Here is a 23,410-nt window from a genome sequence, read left to right as displayed (position 1 = left end):
AAGCAATAGAGTTAAGGTTAGATATTTAACATAATTTATGAATAATAACTCAAAGAAAAAAATTAACCCCATAACTTAATGATGTTAAAGCTTTTTACATAGATATCATCTCTTCAATGGAGGCTGCTTTAAATAAGGAAAACAAAAAACTAAATTATTCAAGTTTTCTTACTTATTTAAATAATTGTGAATATAAAAAAGCGATTATTCATTTCTATTCTTTTCAATCTGTTGCAAAATTTTCTCTGCGTGATGATATGCATCATTTTTCATTTTAATGGAAATAGATGAATTGGTAACCGTTTCTCTAGAGAACGTTTTTACATGCTGCGCATCACCCGTTAACTTATTAATGAGTGTTCGCCGTTCTGTTTCAGTAAATTGTTCTGTAGCAGCCATTGGTTTTTTTGAAAAATCTATATGACTTCTCTCTTTTACAACAACCGATCTTTGAGTAAGCGAAGTGGTATTTTCATTGTATATACATCCACCAACAATGGATAAAACACCACAAAAAAATACTCTCCATATCAAAGAAGCTGATTTTATCATTTTCACCTTATTCCTTTAATGTATGCTAAACTTTAGAAAAGAAAATAATCTAGCAAGAAATATAAATATGTTCATAAATTATTCAATAAAACACGTTTTTTTTAAAAAAAATTATTTATAGGGCTTGCGAAGTAAAAAGATACTCTCTATAAGCCTCATCATTGGTTCGCGCCCATCGTCTAGCGGTTAGGACACCGCCCTTTCACGGCGGAAACAGGGGTTCGATTCCCCTTGGGCGTACCATCCTCTTTTTTATTGCATCAATATTTTGTTTTTATTATATTTTTTGCATGATAGATACATGAATAAAAGTGAAAAAATAGAATTTTCAAGCGTGTATTTGTAAAAGAGGTTTTCTTTTAAATAAATTTGTAAGCGCTTTCAATTTTTTTTAGCTTTTATTATGAGAGTTTTTGAAACATCTGACGAACTTATTGGTAAGTTTATAATTAATTATCTTAATCCTAATAATCTTTTTTATTGATTCGATGATTGCAGCCATATCTTTTATACCAGAGGCAATATCTTTAGGTCATTGTGTAACTGATGAAAAATTTATTTTGTGAATTATATATATCTTTCTTAATAATGAATTCAGCAGAATTTTGAGTTCCTTTTATGAATGATCTGGCTCTGAGAATTAATTACAATATAAATTTAAGTAGCTGAAAATCACTCTCTTTCTTATGTGCAAAAAATAGATTATTTAGCGCATCCTGATTAAAAAAATAAAAAGAACGCATCAAATGGATAATTTTATTACCCTCTAAAGTTCAATAACTTCTATAAAAATGCGATGTATTCTTTTGTATGTGGATTGTAAACTACTTGCTTCTTTATTTTTGCTACATCTATAAAGCTCAATAAAAACCGAAAACAAAAAACAATGAAATTTTTTACTCCTTTTATAAAAATAAAAGGAACGCTCCTCTGCCTTTACCTCTAAAAAAGTTATAAAATTATTATTGATATTACTATATCTCTATATGAAACAAATAGCAGATACACTTTTACATTTCAGCCACTCTTTATTTCATATAAAATTTAAATAACAATTTAATGATGCCGCACGCTGATCAATCTTATCAGCATTGCTTTTAAAATTAATTTATTTTTTTACCTCAAGATTCGTTGCTAATTTTTCTAAAGCTTGCTTCTGTTTTTCCGTACTCTTTCCAAGATCAAAAGCTTTTACTAAAATCATAAAAAGGCAGCAAAAACTGCCATAATGAACACTAAATTTTATGACCTATCAGATTATAATGTTCGTTTAGTAATAGAAACAATTTCAATACACGCAGTCATAACTACAATAGCTACCAAAGTACATTGAACTGAGTCTTTTCTTGCGAACAAATCCCCAAATTCAAAAAAGAGTCTATTATATCGATGCTAAAAGCTTTTATTTTGCAATGAAACACTCGCTTTATAAAATAATAGCAATTGTGCTGCTTATTTTATTCGCTCAAATAAATTGATCCAAGTTTTTATCATACCCTTTAAGATATAAGTTTTTTATAATATAAACGCTTCTAAAAATTCTAAAAGAGATAAAAATTTTAGTAACTACCCCCCTATTTTCTAGCGCAATAACCTTTTTGATTGCCACTCTCCACGTAAAACCACAAAATAGCACCTATAGAATAAAATAAAGGTCCCATCAAAGATGGAACCCTTTTAAATCTAACTCAAAAATTAAAACTTATAGGCCACTCCAACACGAAAATCGTTGGCCTTATAATCAAGTTCAATCACATCTTTTTCAAACATATCTTTAAATTTCTTTTTACCAAAATCTGAATAACGATATTCCGCACGCAGAATAATATTATCTGTCATAGCAAAGTCAAAACCTCCACCAAGAGTATAACCAACCATCGTCTTTGTATCATCTAATTTATCGTTCAAAGATTCCACTCCTGAAACCGATACTGATAAAATATCATGAAAATCCCCATAAGTAACACCTCCTGAAATATAAGGCATAATAAAACCTAGAGGATAGCCAAGACGCATTCGCGCAGCACCAACCCACTTTTGTTTGAAAGTATGTCCAAAGATTATATGATTTTCTTCAATCTTTTTGCGACTTTTAAAAACAGATCGAGGGATAGAGGTACTTTTATCCACTCCCATCATTGATTTTTTAATAATATCCTTTGCAATCGCATCGAGTTTTTCATCCTTATCATTACCATTTTTAACTTCAGAAAATACTGAAGCGTCAACTTGAGTAGTAATGACAGAATTTTTTTTACCCTTTTTCCCCACTAAAAGCACATCCGCATCAACACCTAAAATAAAACCTTGACCAAGATCAACATTAGCACCAATATAAAGACCCGGTACAAAACCAGAAAGCTTAGGCAAATATTTCTTCTCAACTGGAATCCATTTCATATCCGAAGTATCTTCCGCTCCATGAAAAAAAAGAGGAACATCGAAATCACGGCCGATCGCAGAAAGCTTACTTGAAAAGCCATTGAGTTGGCCTCCAAGATAAAAACCTGTCCAAGAAAAAGTAGGAGAAATAGTAATTGACGAAACAATCTGTTCAGATTTTTGAGAAGTCAACATATCTGACGCCTGTGCTACAAAAGATGACATAACAGTAAAAGCAGATGCCGCTATTAAATATTTTGTACTCATAAAATTATACCCCAATGCTATTGTTTAAACATAATACAAGTATTACACAAAACACTGCAAACTTTATGCTGCAAAATTACACACAGTACCTTATGATATATCAAAATTTGATATTAGCAAACAATTTTTGAATTTTATAAGACTTCATTTATAAAATAATACTTTTTAATTTACTACTTATAAAACTATTATTGTATTTATTATTTAATAATAGTTTTTAAATTTAGCTTTTATAACGTAATACAATCAATTTTTTTATGATAAAAAACATTATCCTCATATAATACATTAAAAATAACAAAATATACAACAAAACGTATTTTTATTACATTTCAATAAAAATACTTCACATACATCACTTCAAATTTATTGCAAAATTTAAATACAGTTCGTTCAATAAAATGAATGAGAAAAAGATTTTTTATAATGAAAACTATATAACTATTATCGATGCATCTCTTATACTTATCACACGATAATCAAAATTCTAACAAATACTCATCTAAGCTTATTGTAAGCATAAAATTTACAGTCAATTTTTAAATTTATCGCAAAAATAGTTCGCACTAACTTCCTTAATAGCAAACACCTAACCTTCAGAGAAATATCGTTGGCAATAATTCCCCTGAAATTTTTCTGAAAAAAAGCAACGAATAATCCGTCTTTTAAATTATAATGTAGTAAGCATTGTAAACATAATTTAAGCACATAAATTTAACCTTGATTATTCTCTTCACATTTCCAACGAATAAATTGTAGTATATATTTTGAATTAATCTCTCATTGATATATTGAGTAGTAGAGACTGAGATATCTAGCCTAAATGTGCCTCTATAATAAAGATTATCTCTTATTTGTAATCGGAAAGTGGCCCCTCTTTTCTTTTTTTAAACACATTACTCCCATCTTCAAATTAACATGTTGTAGAAACTTTCCACCTAAAACAAAATCCTATGCATGAGAAACATCATATAAATCATACTAAACTTTGTTTTTTGACTTAAAAAATTTAAGCGGTAGCGCTGTTCCTGAATTAATAATATCCTGCTTCAGGGGAATACATTGTTTCTTTTAATTTTATATAACACCTTTCTTAATGCATTTTATTTGAGCTGATGAAATTTCAAAAAACCTTTTGTTTGATAAAAGGCTCAACCTGTTTTACTGTAGTATTTACAGCATTATGCAGTCCCCAATTCAAATGTAATTTTTAAGAATGATAAAAGTATTTTCAACTTGCTGAAGATAGCATTTTAGATGAATCGCTAACTTCAAATGCTAAATCTTTTTAGAATCTGCTAATATTTAAAAATTTAAACTGCTTTGAGTTTTGCAGAAATAATAGTTTCTGTTTCTTCTTAATTTCATAACATTAGCACCTTTAAAACGAGCGTAAACTGTCTGAAAAGCCTCAAAAAATGGTTTTTATGAAATTGAAGTTTAGAAATGCATGTTTCCTTTATCATCACTCAAAACGCACATTGATCTAGTCATTTTTATGATGAATTATTTAATGACATGATCAATTATTTTTTGACCTTTTTATTCGGCAATACAAATAAGCCAATTTTCAAGAAAATCAGTCGCTCTAGCCTCACTTAAGGTTTAACATTTCTTTAAACTTTAAAGAGGAAATCTAAATATTGTATTTATTTTCAAATTTTGAAAAATCAATTAAACTTTTTACAAGAAAGATCAATATTTTGTGTAGAAAATATTAGATGCTGTGTATATCACATTAAAGACAGTTATAATCATTATAATCATCATCTTAATTTTACTTTTCGTATTTTTATTTCCATCAATCTTTGTGATTTTATATAATTGTTGGCTTTTGAAATATTTTTCTAATTAAAAACCTTTTTACAGCAATTACTAAATATTAATTTTTTCTATTATTATTTTAAATAAAGTCAATTATAAAAATTAATAGATATAATTTTCATAATATTAATTTTAAATTACATCCAAACGAATTAAATATAATTTAAACATAAATATTCATAATATAAATTAAATTTTATTTAAATAATAATATTAACTTATAAAAAATTTAAATGTTATTATTTATTATAATAAAAACAAATATATAATTGAACAAATAATATATTATCATTTTATAAAATTAATTTTTTATAAAATTTTGCATCTTTTTTATGCTGTATTTTACTTTTCATGATTATATTGAAAATGCTATAAAAATAACATCACTAAAATGGAAAAGGATCTCTAATGAGCAAGATCAAAGTAAAAAATCCCGTTGTTGAAATCGACGGGGATGAAATGACCCGTATCATCTGGAAATATATCAAAGAAAAACTAATTTACCCCTATCTCGACATTGATCTCAAATATTATGATCTTTCCATAGAAAATCGAGATGCGACGGATGATCAAATAACAATCGATTCTGCCAAGGCTATCAAAAAATATGGAGTCGGGATAAAATGTGCAACTATCACTCCCGATGAAGCGCGTGTTAAAGAATTTAATCTAAAAAAAATGTGGAAATCACCTAATGGAACGATCCGCAATATTTTAGGAGGAACTATTTTTCGCGAACCCATTATCTGCAAAAATGTTCCACGCCTCGTTTCAAACTGGACAAAGCCTATTATTATAGGACGTCATGCTTTTGGTGATCAATATAAAGCAACTGACTTTAAATTTCCTGGGAAAGGAAAGCTAAGTATTAAGTTTGTTGGCGATGATAATAAAGTTATAGAGCACCATGTTTTCAATTCTCCAAGTGCTGGCGTTGCCTTAGCTATGTATAATCTCGATGAATCAATCCGCGACTTTGCACGCGCATCTTTCAACTACGGATTACAACGGAATATTCCTGTCTATCTTTCAACAAAGAATACCATCCTAAAAGCTTATGACGGACGCTTTAAAGATATTTTTCAAGAAGTATTTGATGAAGAATTTAAAAATGAATTTGAAAATCGTAAATTATATTATGAACACCGTCTAATCGATGATATGGTTGCTTCTGCACTTAAATGGTCAGGCGGTTATGTTTGGGCATGTAAAAATTATGATGGTGATGTTCAATCAGATATTGTTGCTCAGGGTTTTGGCTCTCTTGGTCTGATGACTTCTGTCCTTATGACATCAGATGGTCAAACTGTGGAAGCAGAAGCCGCACATGGTACAGTAACACGCCACTACCGCCAATATCAAAGAAATGAAGAAACATCAACGAATTCTATTGCATCTATTTTTGCATGGACATGTGGATTAGCGCATCGTGCAAAATTAGATAACAATGAACAATTAAAAAACTTTACCACAATGTTGGAAAAGGTTTGTATTAAAACTGTTGAAGAAGGCTTTATGACTAAAGATCTAGCACTCTTAATTGGACCTAATCAAAGATGGCTTTCTACAACAGGATTTCTTGATAAAGTTGATGAAAACCTCAAAAAAGAAATGATCAATTAAGCCTTGTAATTAATTCCAAAATAAAAAAAGCTCTGCGAAAGGAGAGCTTTAAATCTTCTCTTGGAAAATTTGAATAACTGCTTTATAAATAAAAGAGATCGATTTTCTACTAAAGTAGTAAAAAAGAGTGAAAAAACAAAGCTGGTCTGCGTTTCTGTGGAATAAAAATAGTATACGTTCTTTAACGTTTATGGGTGGAGTTGCTTTACATGCTATAAACGTTTATGCTGTTGTTACTATTTTACCCTCTATTATAAATGATATTGGTAGCGAACTATATTATTCTTGGGTGGTTATTGTTTTTATTGCAGCATCGCTGCTCGGTACTTCACTTGCAACAAAAATGTTAGGAACAATAGGTCCTCGCAAGACATATATTGTTTCTCTAATTATATTCACTGCTGGCACTTTTATATGTAGTATTTCTACAGCTATGCCATTATTCTTAATAGGACGTTTCATTCAGGGATTCGGAAGTGGCTCTTTGCTATCTCTGTCGTACTCTATAGTACGTATAGCTTTCAGTCCACCTTTATGGTCACACGCATTAAGCATTATTTCTGGAATGTGGGGAATATCAATCCTATTAGGACCTGCAATTGGTGGTATCTCTGTACAATATGGTGTATGGAGAATTGCTTTTTGGATAATAGCCCTGTTAGCAATAATCTTTTTACTCATAGCACTTAAAGTTTTACCAAAAGAAAATGAGACTCATATTCCAACATCCCCATTTCCTTTCCTGCAACTCTTCACACTCATACTGTTAATTTTTGTCATCTCTATTTGTGGAACAATAGATACCATAACTACACAAATTTTCGGATTAATTATCGGATTTAGCCTTCTCTTAATTTTAGCAAAAATAGAATCATCCACACTCCACCCCATGTTGCCACATAAAACATTCTCCCTTTCTTCTGAATTTTTTCCTGTTTATTCATTAATACTCATTATAACTATAGTAGCATACAGTATAGAGCTTTACTTGCCACTCTTTCTTCAAGAGCTTCACGGACAAGACCCTCTTATTGCTGGTTATATGGTAGCATTAATAAGCCTTGGTTGGACATTTGGATCTCTATCAAGCGCTAGCGTATCAGCAAAAAAAATTGGTAGCATAATTGTATATTCACCAATCCTAAGTCTTTTAGGCATATGTGTTTTGTTATGGCTTATTCCAACAGAAATTTCTACACTGAAATGTAATTTTATCATTTGTTTAGCACTGTTTATTACAGGAATGAGCTCTGGCATAGCATGGCCACATTTGTTAACGAGAATCTTACAATGCGCAAATGAAAAAGATGCTTTACAAGCCAGTGCATCCCTTACCTCTGTACAACTATTTTCAGCGGCTTTAAGCGCAACACTAGCAGGAACAATCACAAATCTTGCTGGTCTATGTAATCCCGGAGGAATTACCGGAATGATTTTTGCAGCAAAAGCCCTTCTTACTACACTGATCAGTCTTTTATTTTTTCTTGGCATTCCATTTGCTATACGCGTTTCGTATAATATATTTAAAAATCCAACTGGGCAATCGGATAACTGAGAAAATTATGTGCTTTTTTATTCTTATTTAACAATATTCATCATTTTTAAAAACGTTGATCACATTTTTCCACATACCAGGAAAAACAAAAAATCAATAACCCACATAAAGTTAAAATACCCCCTAAAATAGCAGTATATTCATAACTATAACCCAATCTTAAAACCCACGCCCCAGATTCTGCTCCAAGAGCATTCGCTATGTTAAAAGCAGATTGCATCAAAGATCCCGCTAAAATTTGTCCATTCACAGAAACATTCATAATTTTTGCTTGTATAGAGGGCATAGATGTAAATGAAGTACCAACAAGAAAACATCCTAATGCTGCCGTTAATGGAGTATAAGAAAAAAAGAAGAAAAGAAAAAAAACAAACGCACTCCAAAGCATAGAAAAAAATATCATTGGTGAAATACCAATTTTAACAGCAAATTTAGGACCTAAAATATTACCGACCACCATCCCTAATCCAATTAATGGCATTATAAAAGGAACCCAATCAAGCAAAATTCCTGAAGTATGAATCAACGTGGATTTAATATAAGTGAACACAGAAAAGAGCCCTGATGCACCGACAGAAACCATTACTAAAAGCAACCATACTTGTTTTTTCTTTAATGCACTAAGTTCAAGCAGCGGATTTGTTTTTGAAATATGAGAAACAGAAGGTAAAAATCTTCCAATAAGTATACAACATAATAAAGCAATAATACCGACAAGGATAAATGCAACCTGCCAACCCCAAAGCTGCCCAATCCAAGTTGTACCCGGCGCTCCCAAAACTGTAGCAATCGTTAAACCAAGCATAACACCACCAACAGCTTTAGAACGTTCATTCATTTCCACCATTGAAGATGCAACTACAGCTGCAAGCCCGAAATAAATACCGTGTGGAAGGCCACTAATAAATCGTAACACTACCAATATGTTAAAATCAGAAAAAAATGCACTAACAATATTTGCAAGAGCATAAAAAAACATCAGTCCTATCAGAACAGTTTTATGCGATAACTTAGCTGTTGCAATAGCTAAAAGAGGTGCTCCGATAACAACTCCTAATGCATATGCAGAAATATATTGACCTGCTTTAGGAATATCAACAGATGAGCTTTGCGCCATCTCTGGTTGTAAACCCATTGCACAAAATTCAGCAGTTCCAATAGCAAAACTTCCTACTGCAAACGAAAGAATCACTAAACCTCGCCTTTTAGAATCAATCTCTAAAGCTGTAACAATATTTTTTTTATGAAAATTCTTCATCGTTATTATTTCTGTATAATTGTACTTTAATTACAAGTATATGTAATATACACAAACGAGCTAAAATATTCTTTTTCATAATTGAAATTTCCAATATTGTTTATAATAAATGAACAATATTGAAGTTTCTTATAGCAGCATGTTAAATATCTATTCGTAAATACAATTTCTTTATAAACTGTATTACAATTGCACATATAACCTAAATAGAATCTTCAACTATTTAAAGTTTATCAATAAAGAAACGGGCTTAGATCCCTATATAAAACCGTTTGTTTATATCTTTCAAACCCCCATCTCAAAAAACACAACTTTTCTATAAGTATATAAACTATAACAGTTTGTATCCCTCCATAAAATACTGCACAAATTTTTGATTAAACAAATAAGTCACTTAATATTATTGTTCGAATAAAGATCGCATTGATATCTTCTTTTAAAGACTTTTCATTTACAAGAAACTAGACAAACTACTTCATAAAATAAAATCACAATTTTCATATTTTTTTAAATCTTTACTAACTCCTCATTAACATTGTTCATTTAAGTAATTGAAAGAGACAGAAAAAACTGTTTTTCTCCGGAGAAGGTAGTGCGTACCGGAGAAACAGCTTCTGTTTAAGCATATAAGCATATACCTGAAAAAGTATATAACGATGAAACCACACATCTGCCTTTAAGAGAAAGTACGATTTCATATTTTTGTCGTTTACATAAATTGAGTAATACGAAAGAAGTAAATGCTATAATGCATGATACAACTCTTCATTTGTCTTAATCCATAAAACACAATATCTTAGTACAAAATAGCATCATCTATACTTTTTTTGATGAGATAAATCCACATAAACATCAAAACAATAAAATGTTATTGCTTACGGGTATTTTTACATAGTCTTTGATTTAATCAATGCTGTACAGCCCACATGAAAAATTAAATTAAAGAAAATATTTACGTTATAAAACAGTAAAACACCAACTTTATAATAAGAACAATAACCTAATTGCACAAGAATATAAAACCAAAATAACTGTAAAGAAAATTAAACCGTCATTACTATATTCTATTTAATATCTGAAGCGATTGTAGCTTTAGTAATTACATCCGGATCCACAACAGGTTCTCCCCGCTTGATTTTATCAACATTTTCCATACCCTCAATAACTTGCCCCCATATAGAATATTGTCTATTAAGCCAAGGAGCATCTGCAAAACAGATAAAAAACTGCGAATTAGCGGAATTTGGACTTTGACTACGTGCCATAGAAACTGTACCGCGCTTATGGGAAAGATTAGAAAATTCTGCTACCAAATCAGGCTTATCTGATCCTCCCATACCCGCACGCGATAAATTAAAGTCTGTACCACCTTTTTTACCAAACTTTACATCACCAGTTTGAGCCATAAAGCCATCAATAACACGATGAAAAATAACATTATCATAAGCTCCTTCACGTACAAGCTCTTTAACACGAGCGACATGATAAGGAGCTAAATCAGCAAAAAGCTCAATCACAACCCTACCTTTTGTTGTTTCAAAAATTAATGTGTTTTCTAGGGACTCAGTCTTCGCCATCCTTACTTACTCCTTTAATTTACTCATAAGCTTGTAAATAGGCCGCATTAATAACATCAGGATGTTTTACAGATCCGTTATTACCTACAGTGCCTTTTTTAATTTTATCAACAACATCCATCCCTTTTATCACTTCACCAATAACCGTATATTGACCATTTAAAAAAGAAGCCTCATTAAAACAAATAAAAAATTGAGAATTTGCTGAATCAATATCTTGAGAACGAGCCATACCAACAGTACCACGCTTAAACGGCTGTCTTGAGAATTCTGCAGGTATATTGGGATAATTTGAACCGCCCATACCGACGCGTTTAAGATCAAAATCCGCACTACCTTCTTTACCAAACTTTACATCACCAGTCTGTGCCATAAAGCCAGGAATAACACGATGAAAAACGACATTGTTATAAGCTCCCTCTTTTGTTAATTTTTTAATTCGCTCAACATGCTTTGGAGCTAAATCGGGGCGCAAACGAATAATTACATCACCATTTTTCAAAGATAAAACAAGAATATCAGAATCGCTTGCGAAAGCATTTAATGAAAAAAAGCAAAAAATAGATGCTAAAATAGAAAAAACTTTAAGAGACACAATCATTCTCTCCCTAAAGATTGAAATTTCAAAAATAAAGCTTGTGCAACATTTTCGGGGACAAAAGGTGCTACATCGCCTCCCATTGAAGCAATTTGACGCACTAAAGTAGAAGTTATTATGCGCCCAGAAATATTTGCTGGCAAAAAAACAGTTGGCAATTCAGGAGCTATAACACCATTCATCCCCGCCATCTGCATTTCATAATCAAAATCAGTACCATTACGCAATCCACGAATGAGAAATGAAGCACCAATTTCACGAGCCTTATGAATTAAAAGATTATCAAATGAGATAACTTGCAATCGGTCAGATTCAATATTTAGCAATTCTTTTCCTACTTGCAAAATTAAATCAACACGTTCTTGAAAATTAAAAAGAGGTTTTTTTTCAGCATGAACTCCTATAGCCATAACCACTTTATCAGCTAAAACTAAACCACCTTTCAAAATATCAAGATGACCGTTTGTTAATGGATCGAAAGAACCAGCATAAAGAGCAATCCTCATTATCTTACTTCACCACCTTGCTATCCTCTTCAGTAACATCAACCGCATCAGATTTTTTTTCACTTTCATCCTCTAATTGGTTAATATCATCTTCAGATTCAGAAATACGCTCTACTGATACAACTTTTTCTCCTTCAGCAGTATTAAAAATTGTTACCCCTTTAGTCGAACGACCAGCTATACGAATACCATCAACAGGCACACGAATAAGCTGTCCCCCATCCGACACCAGCATAATTTGATCTTGCGCTTTCACTGGGAAAGTTGCTACTAATTTGCCAATCTCACCTGTCTTAGATGGATCTGTTGCACGAATACCTTTCCCACCACGTCCAGAAATACGAAACTCATATGAGGAAGATCTCTTCCCATAACCAAATTCAGTAACTGTTAAAAGCATTTGCTCACGGGAACTAAGCTCTGCATAACGTTCATCTGTTAACTCTGTTTCAATTCCTCCATCATCTTCATCCATAGGTGTAATATCTTCAGCATCTGCACCAATTGCGCGTCGTTCATTAATTACACGTTTGACATAAGCAGAACGCTCAATTGACGTTGCCTCAACATGTTCTAAAATAGTCATCGAAATAACTTTATCACCTTTAGATAAATTAATACCACGTACTCCCACCGAGTTACGACCTGCAAATACACGAACCTCAGTAACAGGAAAGCGAATACATTGACCATTAGCCGTTGTCAAAACAACATCATCATATTCTGTACAAGTTTCAACAGAAAGGATTTCATCGCCCTCTTCATCAAGCTTCATTGCAATTTTACCATTACGATTAACTTGAACAAAATCCGATAATTTATTACGACGCACAGTTCCACGTGTTGTCGCAAACATAACGTCCAGTGCGCTCCAATTGTTTTCTTCATCTGGCAAAGGCATAATAGTTGTTATACGTTCACCCTGCTGTAGAGGAAGTAAATTAATTAAAGCGCGCCCTCTCGATTGCGGAGTACCAATAGGTAAACGCCAAACTTTTTCTTTATAAACAATTCCACGCGACGAAAAGAAAAGAACAGGTGTATGTGTATTAACCACAAACAAACGCGTTACAAAGTCTTCATCCTTTGTAGACATACCAGAACGCCCCTTACCACCACGTCGCTGTGCACGATATGTATTTAAAGGAACACGCTTAATATAACCGCTATGGCTAACTGTTACCACCATATCTTCTGATGCTATTAAATCTTCATGATCCATTTCAGCACTACCAGACCCAAACATAGTACGTCTAGGAGTTGCAAAAACTTCACGAAGAGCAGTTAGTTCATCTTTAACAATGTTCATGATGCATGAGCGCGACGCTAAAATACGAAGATAATTAGTAATATCTACACCAATTTTATTCAACTCATCAGCAATCTCATCACGCCCAAGGGCGGTAAGCCTTTGCAAGCGCAACTCTAAAATAGCACGCGCTTGCTCTTCAGATAAATTATAAGTACCATCTTCATGGATAACATGACGAGGATCATCAATAAGCTTAATCAAAGGAGCTACATCCGTCGCTAACCAACGCCGTTCCATCAACTGTATGCGTGCCTCCTGCGGGTTAGGTGCTTGACGGATCAATGTGATAATTTCATCAATATTGGCAACGGAAATAGCAAGACCAACCAAAACATGAGCACGTTCACGTGCTTTACAAAGCAAATATTTCGTGCGCCGACTTACAACCTCTTCTCGAAAAGAAATAAACGCCCGAAGCATATCAAGCAATGCCATTTGCTCGGGCTTTCCGCCGTTTAGCGCAACCATATTACAACCAAAAGAAGTCTGCAGCGGCGTGTAACGATATAATTGATTCAAAACAACATCAGCAACAACATCTTTCTTAAGCTCAATAACAACACGATACCCATCACGATCAGATTCATCACGCAAATCAGAAATTCCTTCAATGCGTTTATCACGCACCAACTCCGCCATTTTCTCAATCATCATTGCTTTATTAACTTGATAAGGTATCTCGTTGACGATAATTGCCTGACGACCATTACGAATTTCCTCAATATTAACCTTAGCGCGCATAATAATCGAACCACGGCCTGTCTCATAGGCTGAACGAACACCAGAATGACCAAGAATAATACCACCCGTTGGGAAATCAGGACCAGGGATGATTTCAATTATTTTATCAAGCGTCATGTCGGGATCATCAATTAAAGCAATACAACCATCAACAACTTCACCAAGATTATGAGGAGGAATATTGGTCGCCATCCCCACAGCAATACCACCTGATCCATTAACTAAAAGATTCGGAAAACGTGCTGGTAAAACTACAGGTTCACATTCACGCCCATCATAATTATCTTGAAAATCAACAGTATCTTTATCAATATCAGCTAAAAGCTCTTCTGAAACTTTTTCTAAACGACACTCTGTATAACGCATCGCCGCAGGAGGATCACCATCTACAGAACCAAAGTTTCCCTGACCATCAATTAACGGATTTCGTAAAGAGAAATCCTGCGCCATACGCACCAACGCATCATAAATCGAAGAATCTCCATGGGGATGAAACTTCCCCATAACTTCACCAATAACACCAGCAGATTTACGATAAGGTTTATTAAAAAAAAGCCCCATCTCATTCATAGCGTACAAAATGCGTCGATGGACAGGCTTCAAACCATCACGCACATCTGGAAGTGCACGCGAAACAATTACGCTCATCGCATAATCGAGATAAGATCGTTGCATTTCATCAACAATGCTAACTGGTTCAATACCGGTTAGCATATCGCGTTCTGGTAGTGGAGTAATATCTGTCACGGCTTCAAGACTTTCAAAAAAGAATCACTTCACTCTTTTATATCCAAAAATAAGTCAAAACGCCAATTCAGCCCCTATAATAGAAAAAAAATTAACACTCATTTCAATAAGTTATTTATTGTATTTTAAACTGCCGATAAAAAGAACAATACCGTCTTATCCTAAGCTTAAATAGAAAACAAATAACCAAAAAAATACAAAAAAAGAATAATTTCAAACCTTAGAACGCTATCAGAAAGGTACATCATCATCTAATTTTTGAGAAAAACTCTCTCCCGTTTTATTCCCATTTTGACCAAAAGAATTTCTCTGACTTAAGTGGCTCTCACCAAAATCACCACTACTATAATTGCTGCTCGACTGGTGTGTGCCCTGCATTTGTTCTCCACCAGCTGCTCCACGCCCATCAAGCATTTGTAATTCACCGCGGTATTTTTGCAAAACAATTTCTGTGGTATAACGATCATTACCATTTTGATCTTGCCATTTACGCGTTTGCAACTGGCCCTCAATATAAACTTTGCTCCCTTTTTTTACATATTGCTCTACAATTTTTACAAGATTTTCGTTAAAAATAACAACATTATGCCACTCCGTACGCTCTTTACGTTCATTTGTATTGCGATCACGCCAACTTTCTGAAGTCGCAATACGGAAATTTGCTACTTGATCACCAGAATTTAAACGGCGAATTTCAGGATCTGCACCAAGATTACCAATCAAAAAAACTTTATTAAGGCTACCAGCCATCGCATAAACTCCAAAATAGTAAACTGCGTGATTATAACAAAATATAACAACAACGTACAGTTTATTTCATCAATAAAAATAAATAGATATTATTTTTATTTTCATTTTCACAGAATTTGTAATTCACCTATAAATTATAAAGAGATACATACATTGTAATTCCTGAGAAATAGTTTTACTTTACTTTAAATATTCAACTTCTACCACACATGCCAAGGGTAAGCATGCCTCATCAAAAATACATCTCTATTCGCGGCGCTCGTGAACATAATCTTAAAAATATTGATATAGACCTTCCTCGTGACAAATTTATTGTTATAACGGGGGTTTCTGGATCAGGTAAATCATCTTTAGCTTTCGATACAATTTACGCTGAAGGGCAACGCCGTTATGTTGAAAGCCTTTCTGCTTATGCGCGCCAATTTCTCGAAGTGATGCAAAAACCCGACATCGACCAAATAGATGGCCTTTCTCCCGCCATCTCCATTGAACAAAAAACAACTAGCCGTAATCCTCGCTCAACAGTGGGAACTGTTACAGAAGTTTACGATTATATGCGTCTTCTTTTTGCACGTATTGGTATTCCTCATTCACCTATTACTGGGCTCCCTATTGAAAGCCAAACTGTAAGCCAAATGGTTGATAAAATTATGGACTTACCCCAAAATACACGAATACTCGTTATGGCACCAATCGTGCGAGGACGGAAAGGAGAATATAAAAAAGAAATAGCAGAACTTTTAAAAAAAGGATTTCAGCGTGCTAAAGTGGATGGAAAATTCTATGAAATTCCTGATATTCCTCTCCTTGATAAAAAATATAAACACGACATAGATGTTGTAGTAGATCGCCTTATCGTATGTAACGATATTAGTTCTCGTTTAGCCGATAGTATAGAAACTTGCTTAAAGCTGGCAGATGGAATTGTTGTTGTTGAAATGGCAGACCAACCTCTATCATATCAGAAAAATGGGAAAGAATCTTCTAATAAATCGAAAAATGAAACACATAAACGGCTTATTTTTTCAGAAAAATTTTCCTGCCCAATATCTGGATTTTCAATTCCTGAAATTGAACCAAGACTATTTTCATTTAATAGCCCCTCTGGGGCTTGTCCTACTTGCGATGGGCTCGGCATTAAAAAAGTAATCGATCCAACAAAAATCATTCCAAATGAGAACCTCACCTTAAAGGCTGGAGCAATAAGCCCTTGGTCTAAATCATCTTCTCCCTTTCATAATCAAACTTTAGAAAAATTAGGGGGAATATATGGATTTAAACTAACAGATCAATGGTGCGCACTCTCAAATGAAGCAAAAGAGGCCATTCTATACGGTACAAAAAGAAAAAAAATCTCCTATGATCCTGAAAATTTAGAACATCATACGAAAATTCAATATTTTGAAGGTATTATCCCAAGTATGGAAAGACAATGGAAAAAAAGCGACTCTATATGGTCACGTGAAGAAATAGAGCGCTACATGTCTTCCTCTCCTTGTCCAGCTTGCAATGGTTATCGCTTAAAACCAGAAGCGCTATCCGTCAAAATTAACAAAATGCATATTGGAGAAATAGCAGAACTTTCCATTTTAAAAGCAGATGATTGGTTTGCTAACATTCATCAATACTTAACAGAAAAACAACGTAATATCGCAGTACGTATTTTAAAAGAAATTCGTGAACGCCTAGCTTTTTTGAATCATGTAGGCCTTGAATATCTCACATTGTCTCGAAATTCAGGCACCCTTTCAGGAGGGGAAAGCCAACGTATCCGATTAGCATCCCAAATTGGATCTGGTCTTACAGGTGTTCTTTATATTTTAGATGAACCATCTATTGGTCTACACCAGCGCGATAATGAACGCCTTTTAGATATGCTATGCCACTTGCGTGATCTAGGCAATACAGTCATTGTTGTTGAACATGATGAAGATGCTATTCTTGCTGCGGACTATGTTGTAGATATTGGTCCTGCCGCAGGTGTTCATGGTGGAAAAATTATCGCTCAAGGCACCCCACAGGAAATTATAAATAATCCATCTTCCCTCACAGGCCAGTACCTTTCAGGAAAAATGGCAATTAAAATGCCTGCTCAACGACGCCCAATATCAAAATCAAAAACACTTAAAATAATCGGAGCACGGGGTAATAACCTTAAAAATATTAATGCTGACATCCCTCTTGGAACTTTCACGTGCATAACCGGTATTTCTGGAGGAGGAAAATCGACATTTCTCATTGAAACTCTTTTTAAAGCTGCATCACGACATATTATGGGAAGTCACCACAGTCCAGCAAGCTACGACAAGATAGAAGGATTAGACCTCCTTGATAAAATTATCGATATCGACCAATCACCCATTGGGCGTACTCCTCGCTCTAATCCAGCAACATATACAGGTGCTTTTACCCCTATCCGTGAATGGTTTGCCGAACTTCCAGAATCAAGAGCACGCGGCTACAAAGCAGGACGTTTTTCATTTAATGTTAAAGGGGGACGCTGCGAAGCATGCCAAGGCGATGGAATTATAAAAATTGAAATGCACTTTTTGCCCGACATATACGTGACTTGCGATGTATGTCACGGAAAACGCTATAATCGAGAAACTCTCGAAGTAAAATTTAAAGGAAAATCTATTGCTGATGTTTTAGATATGACTATCGAAAAAGCAGCAGAATTTTTCCAATCCGTTCCTACTATTCATAATAAAATGAAAACTCTCATAAAGGTTGGCCTTAGCTATATCAAAGTAGGACAACAAGCTACGACACTTTCTGGAGGTGAAGCTCAACGCGTAAAACTTGCAAAAGAACTTTCACGTAAAACAACAGGTCGTACTTTATATATTTTAGATGAACCAACAACAGGTCTGCATTTTCATGATATTTCTAAACTTCTTGAAGTATTGCATGAACTTGTTGAACAAGGCAATACAGTTACAGTAATTGAGCATAATCTTGAAGTCATAAAAACAGCCGACTGGATTATTGACTTAGGACCGGAGGGCGGAGATCGTGGCGGTGAAATTATTGCCTGCGGGAGACCTGAGGATATTACTAAAGTTCCAGCCTCATACACAGGAAAATTTTTGAAAGAAATTTTACGACGACGACCTTTATAACTCCAGTTTTAAAGGAATCCGAAGCATTTTAAATACGTATATGCTATAAAAAATACTTTTTAAAAACATATATTTCAAAACTTTTTACTTTTTCTTTCACAAAGTATCTGTTGGCATTTCTCATAATTATCAATATAATTAAAGCGCAAATAACGTTAGAGATAATTTTTAGTATGACAAAAATTGAATCTATTAAAAAATTCTGTAAACTTTATGAAGTAAAAGAAGTTCTTCAAGAAAATGGATTATATGATATTATCATAACAAAAGCAAAGAGTTTTGGGACATAAAAAGATGACATTCCTAATTTTATTGTGATCCTAAATTATACTTGTTCTTTACCTAAAGCTAAAATTGAAACTATTATTACCCATGAAAAGCTAACACAAGCCATTAATGTAATATACACACAACTCAAATAAAACACATAGGAGATGAGCAAATATTCATTTTCTCCGTTAGTGATGCATTTGTATCAATACTAGAGAATTCAAAATTAATACCCTTAAACATACGCAATTTTTTATACTTTCATCCAACTCAATCCAATAAGGAAATAGAATTATATGACAACCGCATCTGATATTCTAAAACAAATCGCAGATAACGACATACATTTCGTTGATTTACGCTTTACAGACCCACAGGGGAAATTACACCACGTTACAATGGATATTGAAGAAATCAACGAAAATACATTTAATGATGGTGTTATGTTTGATGGTTCGTCAATTTCCGGATGGAAAACAATTGATGAATCTGACATGGTGCTGATTCCAGATACAGAGACAGCACATGTTGATCCTTTTTTTGCTCAATCTACTTTGGTCGTATTTTGCGATGTACTCGACCCTGTTTCTAAAGAGTTTTATCGCAGAGATCCCCGCTCTATTGCCAAAAGAGCTGAGGACTATATAAAATCCTTAGGAATTGGAGACACTATTAATATAGGTCCAGAAGCAGAGTTTTTTATTTTCGACGACGTGCGTTATAAAACCGATCCTTACAATACGGGGTTTAAACTCGATTCAAGTGAACTGCCATCAAACGATGATACTGAATATGAGATGGGCAATCTTAGTCACCGTCCACGAATGAAAGGCGGTTATTTCCCTGTTCCTCCAATCGATACCTGCCAAGATATGCGTTCTGAAATGCTTACAGCACTAAAAGGCATGGGCGTCCGTGTTGAAAAGCACCATCATGAAGTAGCTGCTGCTCAGCATGAGTTAGGCATTCGATTTGATACTTTAGTCCGCGAAGCCGATAAAATGCAAATTTTTAAATATGTCGTGCATCAAATAGCCAACAGCTATGGGAAAACAGCAACTTTTATGCCTAAACCGGTTTTTGGTGATAATGGCTCTGGTATGCATGTCCATCTATCTATTTGGAAAGACAATAAGCCAATCTTTGCAGGCAACGAATATGCAGGATTATCAGAAACTTGCCTATTTTTTATCGGTGGTATTATTAAGCATGCAAAAGCAATCAATGCCTTCACCAATCCATCTACAAATTCCTATAAGCGTTTAGTTCCTGGTTATGAGGCCCCTGTTCTTCTTACCTACTCTGCACGCAATCGTTCCGCATCTTGCAGAATTCCACTGAGTTCTTCACCAGCTTCAAAACGCGTAGAAATTCGTTTTCCAGATCCAACAGCAAATCCATATTTAGCATTTTCAGCTCTCCTAATGGCTGGTCTTGATGGTATAAAAAATAAAATTCACCCCGGGCATGCCATGGATCAAGACCTCTATGAGCTCTCCTCAAAAGAGCTAAAAAAAATCCCTACAGTTTCAGGAAGTTTGCGCGAAGCACTTGAAGCGCTTGATAAAGACCGTGGCTTTCTTAAAGCTGGGAATGTTTTTGATGATGATCAAATTGACTCATTCATTGAATTAAAGATGCAAGAGGTTTTACGCTATGAAACAACTCCACATCCTATCGAATTTGACATGTACTATTCCGTTTAAACCATAATTATTTTTTAATTTTAAAATGGAGGTTATAAATCTCCATTTTTTATACAGAGCGCCTCTTCTTAAAAACAATAGACTTGTTCTTTATAGGCTTGAGTTGAAACAAATCCAAATCAACGAGAAACTTTAACGTAAAGAACTGCTTGGTTCTTGTTTGATATAAACTTCTGTTAATTATATCAAACATTAGAGCCCATAAAATTAATATTATGCTTTATAACCTTTAAAAAAGAAGTACTTTTAAACCTAATAAAATGATTTAAGGTTTTAATGTATCTCACTCATAAATATTATTTTTACTAATAAAAAATTAGAAATAAAAAGCAAACAAATTTATTTTTTACAGATTATGAAATACTGAAGAGAACAGTTGTAGTTAATGAATAAAAAATAAAAACATATTGCTCATTATTTTAAATGAAATTGTAAACTCGATTTATAGCATGAGCCTTAGTATTTTCTTAGGCAATAAGATCGAAGAGCTCTTTAAGGAAATTAATAAAACATAACCGATATTTGATACAGCATAAATTAATTTTTTAAAAAATTATAAAATGAAAGTACTGTACAGCAGGAAAACTTTAACCTTGTAAACAAGCCATGATAATTGTCGTTGCTGCATCAAATTCAGCTTTCTTATAGGAGCGACGCGCCATTTCTTCCTTATCTTTTCCCCACTGGTCTAGCACCCAACTCTCATCCAAATGTGCAATATTCCATGCATAATCTGGATTAATTTTTCCTTCAAAAAGAGCAAGAGCAATAAGAGCTGATCCTGTTAAAGTTGTAATTGTATGAAGCGCAGCAAGCATATAAGGAGACTCCACCTTACGCAAATAATTACTCACTGCTTGAATAGCTTCTCGCGGTTGCTCAACATGCATCAACCCTTCCGTCAAATTAAAACGTGAACCAAGTCTTTCTTCTACCCAATCTAATATGGGATCCCACTGTTTACATTGTTGCTGCACCAATTCCTTTGGTCCTTGCGCACGGTAAAAGATCATATCGCATGCCACAAAACGCAATAAATCTTCAAAAACGACTTGCATATCATCCATGACACCATCAATAACAGTATTAACAAAACGCGTAACCGGCATTTTTTCTATATCAATAACCACTATTTGATTCTTAAATTCTTGTGCTACTAATTCAGCAAATCCTTCTGTAGGCACTATAAAATGGCGTCCTATCGGCGTTTTCACTAAACTCTCATCTAATAATATAGAAAATCCCCTTTCTTCACATACAATTTTCACTTCTTTATAAAATCGTTTAGGTAATTTTTTTTGAACTTTATGGGTAAAATTATTTTTATTTAACGACATAGCAAAATGATCCAAAATTTCATGCATATCATTCTATTTATACGATTTAAAAGACTGATTGTTTTTTAGGAAAAGTTTGTATTAGCTTTTGTAAAATATATACAATACAAACACTTTATTTTTTAATCGAAATATCAACGCAGTTGGCAAATAAATTTAGAACGATAAAAATTAAATCTTCCGTAACAAAAAGAGAATATTTTTAACATCATAGTCTGAAAATTTTCTTTCATTTTACCATCATTTTATTTCACCATCAATTTCATTAAAAGCTAAAAGATTAAAGCTTTGTACCATATGGGGCGGTAAAGGTGCGACAATATCTAATATGCCTCCTGAAGGATGAGGTATACGAATACGACGCGCATGCAGGTGAAGCCGATTTTGAATTCCCCCTGGAAACGTCCAATTACTATCAGAAAAAAAATATTTTGAATCACCAATGATAGGATGATCCATATGGGCAGCATGCACACGCAATTGATGTGTTCTGCCAGTATAAGGTTCCATTTCAAGCCATGAAAGAGTTCGTCCTCGAGTATCTAAAACACGATAGTAGGAAACTGCATGGCTAGAATCTGGCTCCCCGTGCTCACAAACACGCATTCTATCACCTTGCATGGTAACATCCTTAACCATCCATGTTGAAATTTTATCTTGGCTTTTTTTAGGGACTCCTCTAACCAATGCCCAATAAGTCTTTTTCGTTTCTCGTGCTTTAAAAGCAGCAGTTAAAGCTTGTGCAGCTCCTCTTGAGCGGGCAACAATAAGCACACCTGACGTCTCACGATCAAGACGATGAACCAAACGTGGCTTTTCACCTTTCTTATTGCGCCATGCCTCAAGCATACTATCCATATGACGCGTTAAACCAGAGCCACCCTGCACAGCCAAACCAGCAGGCTTGTTAAAAACAAAAACTTTCGTATCCTCATAGAGGAGCATTTTTTTTAAAATAACTCTGTCATCCTGTTCGCAGGTAAATTTATCTGTTAAAGGAAAACTTTTTTTATCATCAAGCGATAAAGGCGGAACACGAACGAATTGCCCGTTGAGAAGTCGTGTATCGCTCTTAACACGCCTACCATCAACCCGTACTTGACCAGAACGCAATAATTTTTGCAAAAATCCAAACCCAAGTCCTGGATAATGTACTTTAAACCAGCGATCTAAGCGCATGCCACTTTCGTCGGCTTCAACTTTTTTTATTTCTATGCCTACCATGACAGCTTCCTTGCCAAATCATTTTTATCAGTTTTTGTGTTACCACCTTTAATAAATGA

14 protein-coding genes and 1 tRNA gene are annotated in these 23,410 nt (G+C 34.0%); 5 read left to right on the top strand and 10 right to left on the bottom strand.

The annotated features are described in order from the left end of the window. Positions 1-204: 204 nt before the first annotated feature. On the bottom strand, positions 205-552 hold the full coding sequence (locus tag V5N68_RS01780; RefSeq protein WP_332065481.1) for a hypothetical protein: 348 nt from the start codon (positions 550-552) through the stop codon (positions 205-207). A gap of 168 nt (positions 553-720) precedes the next feature. Here V5N68_RS01780 and V5N68_RS01775 point away from each other — a divergent pair. Further along, positions 721-795: transfer RNA gene (locus V5N68_RS01775), tRNA-Glu, on the top strand. Positions 796-2,247: 1,452 nt separating this feature from the next. On the opposite strand, the gene V5N68_RS01770 is transcribed toward V5N68_RS01775, so the two are convergent. Continuing rightward, a complete protein-coding gene (locus V5N68_RS01770) occupies positions 2,248-3,201 on the bottom strand; it encodes an outer membrane protein (RefSeq protein WP_332065480.1) in 954 nt (317 codons plus the stop codon). 2,232 nt (positions 3,202-5,433) lie between these two features. On the opposite strand from V5N68_RS01770, the gene V5N68_RS01765 reads away from it, so the two are divergent. Together V5N68_RS01765 and V5N68_RS01760 are read left to right on the top strand one after the other, a co-directional pair. After that, complete coding sequence (locus tag V5N68_RS01765; protein WP_332065479.1) at positions 5,434-6,648, top strand: NADP-dependent isocitrate dehydrogenase; 1,215 nt, start codon at positions 5,434-5,436, stop codon at positions 6,646-6,648. Between the two features lie 127 nt (positions 6,649-6,775). Continuing rightward, a complete protein-coding gene (locus V5N68_RS01760) occupies positions 6,776-8,203 on the top strand; it encodes an MFS transporter (RefSeq protein ID WP_332065478.1) in 1,428 nt (475 codons plus the stop codon). Between the two features lie 46 nt (positions 8,204-8,249). On the opposite strand, the gene V5N68_RS01755 is transcribed toward V5N68_RS01760, so the two are convergent. The 6 genes from V5N68_RS01755 to ssb all read right to left on the bottom strand — a co-directional run bounded on the left by V5N68_RS01755 (position 8,250) and on the right by ssb (position 15,692). After that, positions 8,250-9,461, bottom strand: coding sequence for an MFS transporter (locus tag V5N68_RS01755; RefSeq protein WP_332065477.1), 1,212 nt, complete (start codon positions 9,459-9,461; stop codon positions 8,250-8,252). A gap of 1,064 nt (positions 9,462-10,525) precedes the next feature. After that, a complete protein-coding gene (locus tag V5N68_RS01750) occupies positions 10,526-11,038 on the bottom strand; it encodes a peptidylprolyl isomerase (protein ID WP_332065476.1) in 513 nt (170 codons plus the stop codon). 19 nt (positions 11,039-11,057) lie between these two features. Beyond that, positions 11,058-11,639, bottom strand: coding sequence for a peptidylprolyl isomerase (locus V5N68_RS01745; protein WP_442879680.1), 582 nt, complete (start codon positions 11,637-11,639; stop codon positions 11,058-11,060). Further along, positions 11,636-12,142 carry a pantetheine-phosphate adenylyltransferase gene (gene coaD / locus V5N68_RS01740; protein WP_332065474.1) on the bottom strand — a complete coding sequence of 169 codons (507 nt, stop codon included), beginning with the start codon at positions 12,140-12,142 and terminating at the stop codon, positions 11,636-11,638. Before coaD ends, V5N68_RS01745 begins: the two co-directional genes overlap by 4 nt. A gap of 4 nt (positions 12,143-12,146) precedes the next feature. After that, complete coding sequence (gene gyrA, locus V5N68_RS01735; protein WP_332065473.1) at positions 12,147-14,942, bottom strand: DNA gyrase subunit A; 2,796 nt, start codon at positions 14,940-14,942, stop codon at positions 12,147-12,149. A gap of 231 nt (positions 14,943-15,173) precedes the next feature. After that, positions 15,174-15,692, bottom strand: a complete 519-nt coding sequence (gene ssb, locus V5N68_RS01730) for a single-stranded DNA-binding protein (RefSeq protein ID WP_332065472.1) — start codon at positions 15,690-15,692, stop codon at positions 15,174-15,176. Positions 15,693-15,916: 224 nt separating this feature from the next. Between ssb and uvrA the strand changes: the two genes are divergently transcribed. Both uvrA and glnA read left to right on the top strand, forming a co-directional pair. Further along, entirely contained in the window at positions 15,917-18,814 is a 2,898-nt protein-coding gene (gene uvrA, locus V5N68_RS01725) for an excinuclease ABC subunit UvrA (RefSeq protein ID WP_332065471.1), read from the top strand. Between the two features lie 566 nt (positions 18,815-19,380). Beyond that, positions 19,381-20,790, top strand: a complete 1,410-nt coding sequence (gene glnA, locus V5N68_RS01720; protein WP_332065470.1) for a type I glutamate--ammonia ligase — start codon at positions 19,381-19,383, stop codon at positions 20,788-20,790. Positions 20,791-21,377: 587 nt separating this feature from the next. Here the strand turns inward: glnA and V5N68_RS01715 are convergent. Together V5N68_RS01715 and V5N68_RS01710 are read right to left on the bottom strand one after the other, a co-directional pair. Further along, a complete protein-coding gene (locus tag V5N68_RS01715; RefSeq protein ID WP_332065469.1) occupies positions 21,378-22,154 on the bottom strand; it encodes an ATP12 family chaperone protein in 777 nt (258 codons plus the stop codon). 213 nt (positions 22,155-22,367) lie between these two features. Then, entirely contained in the window at positions 22,368-23,351 is a 984-nt protein-coding gene (locus V5N68_RS01710; protein ID WP_332065468.1) for an RluA family pseudouridine synthase, read from the bottom strand. Positions 23,352-23,410 lie beyond the last annotated feature (59 nt).

Origin of the sequence: Bartonella eidoli (genome assembly GCF_036576145.1) — a bacterium.
Classification (GTDB): domain Bacteria; phylum Pseudomonadota; class Alphaproteobacteria; order Rhizobiales; family Rhizobiaceae; genus Bartonella.
Note: the sequence above shows the minus strand (reverse complement) of the source record. Positions and strands in the feature narration are given on the sequence as shown.